A 5,161-nucleotide genomic window follows, 5' to 3' on the forward strand; every position below is an offset into this window, starting at 1 on the left:
CGTAATGTGGCCCTTATTGTATCTGTCTGATTCTATTTTATGTCTCGTCTCTTTATTGCCGAAAAACCGAGCCTTGGTCGTGCTATCGCAGCTGCATTACCTGGGCCGAAGAAAAATGACCAAGGTTTTATTCGTTGCGGTAATGGTGATGTGGTGACTTGGTGTATTGGTCATTTGCTCGAACAGGTTGAACCTGACGCCTATGATGAGCGGTATAAAAAGTGGAATCTTGCTGATCTGCCTATTGTCCCACTGCAGTGGCAACTCAGGCCACGAAAGTCAGCCAGTAAGCAGCTCTCCGTAGTCAGAAAGCTACTTAAAGAGTCGAACCAAATAGTCCATGCCGGAGACCCAGATAGAGAAGGGCAGTTGCTGGTGGATGAAGTATTGGATTATTGCAAAGTGAGCAAAAGCAAAAAAGAGGCGACTCAGCGTCTTTTAATCAGCGATTTGAACTTGCCTGCAGTGAAACGTGCGTTGAATCAGATGCGCAGCAATCGAGATTTTATCCCTTTATCGGTATCTGCTTTGGCACGTTCACGCGCGGATTGGTTATACGGTATGAACATGTCGCGTGCTTATACCCTACTTGGGCAAAAGGCTGGCTACCAAGGCGTGTTATCGGTTGGGCGGGTACAAACTCCTGTACTGGGTTTAGTGGTTCGTCGCGATGAAGAGATAGAGAACTTTATTCCTCGTGATTACTTTACTCTCCATGCTCTAATTCCATACCAAGACGGCGGTAGTTCATTTGATATTCGAGCCCGCTGGAAGCCGAGTGAGGCATGTAAACCATGGCAAGACGAAGAGGGTCGAGTACTTAATCGTAAACTGGTTGAGAATGTTGCTAATCGAATCGCTAATCAACCTGCTGAAGTGGTTGAATCGGAGCAGAAACAAACCAAGCAGTCCGCACCATTGCCTTATTCATTATCAGCCTTGCAGATAGACGCGGCGAAGCGATTTGGTATGAGTGCGCAGCAGGTGCTCGATACCTGTCAGTCACTGTATGAAAAACACAAACTGATTACTTACCCACGTTCAGACTGCCGTTACTTGCCACTGGAGCACTACGGCCAAGCAAATAGTGTATGTGATGCGATAGGGAACAATGCCAAAGAGCTGGCCAATGCTGTCTCGGGTGCAGATCTCGGTATTAAATCGAAAGCGTGGAATGATAAAAAAGTTGATGCCCATCATGCGATCATCCCTACACCGAAAAAGGCCTCTGTAAATGCGCTGTCGGGTAACGAGATGAAAATCTATCAGCAGATCGCGCGCCAGTATCTGATGCAGTTCTATCCTGCCGCAGTGTATGCAGAAGCTAAGTTGGTGTTCGATATCGCAGGTGGCACCTTTATCGCCAAAGGCCGTCAGCTTGTCTCGGCTGGTTGGAAAGAGCTAATGGGCAAAGTCGATGATGAGGACGCGAGCGTGGATGCGGTTCCTCCTTTACCTGAAGGTAGCGTTCTAACGTGCCGCGAAGGCGAAATTAAAGACCGAAAAACAGAACCACCAAAGCATTTCACCGAAGCAACACTGCTACAGGCCATGACTGGCATTGCTCGTTTTGTTGCGGATAAAGAGCTGAAAAAAATACTCAAAGAGACCGATGGTTTGGGCACTGAAGCGACACGTGCCGGTATTCTCGACACACTTTTTAAACGTCAGCTACTGCAACGGCAAGGTAAGTCTATTTTAAGTACGCCTGCTGGAAGAGGTTTGATCCATGCGCTGCCAACAGAGTCGACATTCCCAGATATGACCGCCAATTGGGAGCACCAGCTGCAAGGAATGGCGGAGCGCAACCAAGCCTATCAACCTTTTATGCAAGCTCTACAACAGCGTATTGATGGGTTGATGACACAAGTTCGTAGTGGAGAGATTCCAGCATCGCTGCGCCACTTGCCTAAAGTCGAGCGTCCAGCTTATAAGCGTAAAAAAGGTGGCTACCGTAAGAAGGCGTCAGGCAAGTCATCGTCCAAGAAAGCTTAACCTACTTTACGTCCACAACGTTTAAATAGCTGTTGCCAGTAGTTTACATGCTGGCGTATCGCTTGATGGAAAGCTCGATAGTTGTCCTGTAGCGGATACTCGTAAGGATGGATGTAGGGCTGAGGGGTAAATATAGCTAGGTTTGGTAGCAAGGTTTGGTAGTAGCTATCTAATTCAGCCATGTAAGGCTGTACTTTGCCGATGTACTGTTGCTCAAAGACATTATTCAAGTACTTAAACTTAGTGGTATCGCGATTTTTTCCGCATATTATTAGTGCGTCATACTCAGATAGCTGCTGTGTAACTCGATTTAATCCAATGGCTGTGTTTGCTAATGAGTAGTTGAGGTCGCCAATTATCGCTGTTTTATCAAGCACCTCTTGTACATCGAACACCTTTACTTGGGAATCCATCTCAGCATCGTTAATAACGTTTAGTGCTTGATTAACTTGAGCGAATGCATAGAGCATGTCTTGGCTGAGCCACTGATTTCCCGTTAGCTGTTTTTGCATCGTGTCGCTGCTAAATAGTAGGTTCCATCGATGCATTGCCAATTGAGAGCTCTTTTGCTGGTGGATTAGCGCTAGCGTGTTTCTTAACTCAGGTTCTATGTCTTCGCCTTGTAGGCATTGCTCAACGCCAGTCAGTAGCGCCCTTTGATAGTCATAGTTACTGAACTCATCAGCCACCTTACCTAATATGGAATTTCTCTCCGCAATGAGATTAAACAGATTACACTGTCGAAGTTGATAACTGTCTAATAGGCCAATGGAGAGAGTTGGAATCTCTATTTTTAGGTCACGTTTGCGTGGAAGTTGGGTGTTACCACCCGCTTGTTTAGGCACCTTGTCAGCATCCTGCACTCTGGCGACACGAGTTAAGTAGTCTTCAAGCAGCACTCCAGATGTATTGTCGCTACATCCGGTAGCGATGCTCGTCGTGATACAAGCAATGGCAATGATGCGAGTGAAGGATTGTCGATTCATACCCATAGTGGTTTTAACTTAATCACTAAGTTATAGGTGAACTACCAAGGTAAGCTATCACCGTTGTAGTTAATAAATTGACCGGAGCATGATTGGTCGGAGTTTTCTATCACTTTAGTTAAACCCTGTGTAGAGGTTTTGATATCAATCAGAGCATTCGGCCCGCCCATTGCTGTTTGCACCCAACCAGGATGAAGAGCCAATACTGTGAAGCCTTGGTCGATTAAGTCGTTGCTTAGGCTTTTGACCACGGAGTTGAGTGCCGCTTTCGACGAGCGGTAGATGTAACCACCACCGGAAGTATTCTCTGTCATGCTGCCCACTTTAGAAGAGAGACAAGCAATCTTCTTTAGCTGACCTTTTTGCAGGTTTGGATATAAAGCTTCTACCAATTTCAATGGGGCAATGGTGTTAATCTCAAACACTTTTCGCCATTCATCCACATCAGTATTGCCAAATCCGTAGCCTTTTGGCCCATAGTAGCCCGCGTTGTTAATAAGTAAATCAATGGCGGGCAGTGTATTAGTAAACTCACTAAGGCCCTGGTAATCGGTGACATCCCACGGGTGGCAAACGAGTTGTTTACTTTCAAGTCGCAGTAACTCTTGTGAATGGTTTTCTGCGCGGTAAGTGGCATGTACTTGCCAGCCATCAGCAAGGTAGTGTTTGACGAGTCCAAGACCAATGCCTCGGTTCGCACCCGTGATTAAAACCGTTTTCATAGTGTCATTCCAATAGCGATAGGTGGTGGCTGTTGCCACTCATTGAAGCAACTTTTGCTGGGGATTGCAAAATGGGCATGAAATATTTCATCCATATGAAACTTTTCATAAAGTGCACATTGTTCCTGCACTATTTTCATCAAAATTTCGTGACAAAATCCGCTGATTTTCATGAAATGAAAACGATTTCAAGATGTTATTTTGAAACGTTTTTAGCGTAACTTTCTAATTGAGTTCAACTTAAATACCGCCGGGTAACCTGGTCAGTTTCATGGCCTTTTTCGCAGCGAGTGGATGTGAGTTGCGACGACATTTTCAGTTGTTTCATTACTTATTATTTGTTCCGAAAGACGAGAACACTAAAAATAATTAGGGAAATAACATGAAAAACTTCAAAGTTTTACCAATAACTTTAGCGGTGGCCGCTTCGCTTGCTTCTGCCTCTGTACTTGCTAACGATACCGATATCTCTGACCTAGAACAGCGTATTCAAGAGCTGGAATCTAAGTTAGTTGAACTCGACTACGTTAATGATCAGCAACCCGCTGTGTTAACACCAGATACTCCAGTTCCTTCAGGCATCATTTTCTCTGGTTACGCGCGTTACGGTGCGCATTACTCTAATGGCGATCGACGTTACGTTGAAGTCGGTAGTTCAGGTCGTTCCCTTGGTCGTTTGGGTAACGAAGCCAACGGTGGTGAAGTGCAATTGGCTAAGATCTTCCAAGCAGACAACGGTGCTAAGTGGGACTTGGTGTTCATGGTTGATGACTGGAACAACGATCAGTGGGGCTCTTCGGGCGGTGTTAATTTGAAGAAGATGTACGCTGGTGTAACTAACGTTTTTGAAAGCCAACCTGAGCTCTACTTATGGGCAGGGCGTGACTTTCACCAACGTCCACAACAAGGTTTAAACGACTATTTCTGGATGAGTCATGATGGTCAAGGTGGTGGTTTCAACAACCTAAATCTTGGTGGCGCTAAGCTCAATATGGCTATCGTTGGTGCTGTTGATAGTGAAGACGGCGCATTAGGTAATGACTCCGGCCGTTATGCGGTTACTTCAAAACTGCACAGTATCGATCTTGGTATTGGTAACCTAGATCTCTACGCCAATTATGGTTTCGCTTCAGATGAAGCCAACACGACTTCAGACCCTAAAGTGAGTGATCGTACTGCATGGCAGGTTGGTGCAGTGATGGGATTGGGTGATTCAAACAAGCTGGTCATGAAATACGCCGATGGCGCGGATAACTCAGTGTTCGACCTAAAAGGCGATGACTTTAAAGTGACTTATGTCAGTCTTGAAGGCGGTTATGCAGCTTCAGACCAATTTATTATTGATTACTTAGCGTCATATAAGAATTTCTCTGGTTCAGATACTGACGAGAAAAATGAATACGCAGTAATTGCTCGTCCTCAATACCAATGGAATGAAGTGCACTCTACTTGGTTAGA

4 protein-coding genes are annotated in these 5,161 nt (G+C 45.4%); 2 read left to right on the forward strand and 2 right to left on the reverse strand.

Annotation, left to right across the window (positions count from 1 at the left end):
- Positions 1-39: 39 nt before the first annotated feature.
- Positions 40-1,995, forward strand: coding sequence for a DNA topoisomerase III (locus QTO00_RS14460; RefSeq protein WP_331425421.1), 1,956 nt, complete (start codon positions 40-42; stop codon positions 1,993-1,995).
- Here the strand turns inward: QTO00_RS14460 and QTO00_RS14465 are convergent.
- Positions 1,992-2,981, reverse strand: coding sequence for a DUF3080 domain-containing protein (locus tag QTO00_RS14465; RefSeq protein WP_331425422.1), 990 nt, complete (start codon positions 2,979-2,981; stop codon positions 1,992-1,994). The two genes, QTO00_RS14460 and QTO00_RS14465, sit on opposite strands and share 4 nt — an antisense overlap.
- A gap of 41 nt (positions 2,982-3,022) precedes the next feature.
- Positions 3,023-3,703 carry an SDR family oxidoreductase gene (locus tag QTO00_RS14470; protein WP_331425423.1) on the reverse strand — a complete coding sequence of 227 codons (681 nt, stop codon included), beginning with the start codon at positions 3,701-3,703 and terminating at the stop codon, positions 3,023-3,025.
- A 382-nt stretch (positions 3,704-4,085) separates the two neighbouring features.
- Between QTO00_RS14470 and QTO00_RS14475 the strand changes: the two genes are divergently transcribed.
- Positions 4,086-5,161: carbohydrate porin (locus QTO00_RS14475; RefSeq protein WP_331425424.1), on the forward strand; the 1,076-nt coding region annotated here is incomplete at its 3' end.

This window comes from Vibrio sp. M260118 (assembly GCF_036533755.1).
Classification (GTDB): domain Bacteria; phylum Pseudomonadota; class Gammaproteobacteria; order Enterobacterales; family Vibrionaceae; genus Vibrio.

What these genes read in the sequence shown, in the direction of transcription:
- QTO00_RS14460 (WP_331425421.1), top strand. Translation starts at nt 40, where the DNA reads ATGTCTCGTCTCTTTATTGCCGAAAAACCGAGCCTTGGTCGTGCTATC.
- QTO00_RS14470 (WP_331425423.1), bottom strand. Translation starts at nt 3,703, where the DNA reads ATGAAAACGGTTTTAATCACGGGTGCGAACCGAGGCATTGGTCTTGGA.
- QTO00_RS14465 (WP_331425422.1), bottom strand. Translation starts at nt 2,981, where the DNA reads ATGAATCGACAATCCTTCACTCGCATCATTGCCATTGCTTGTATCACG.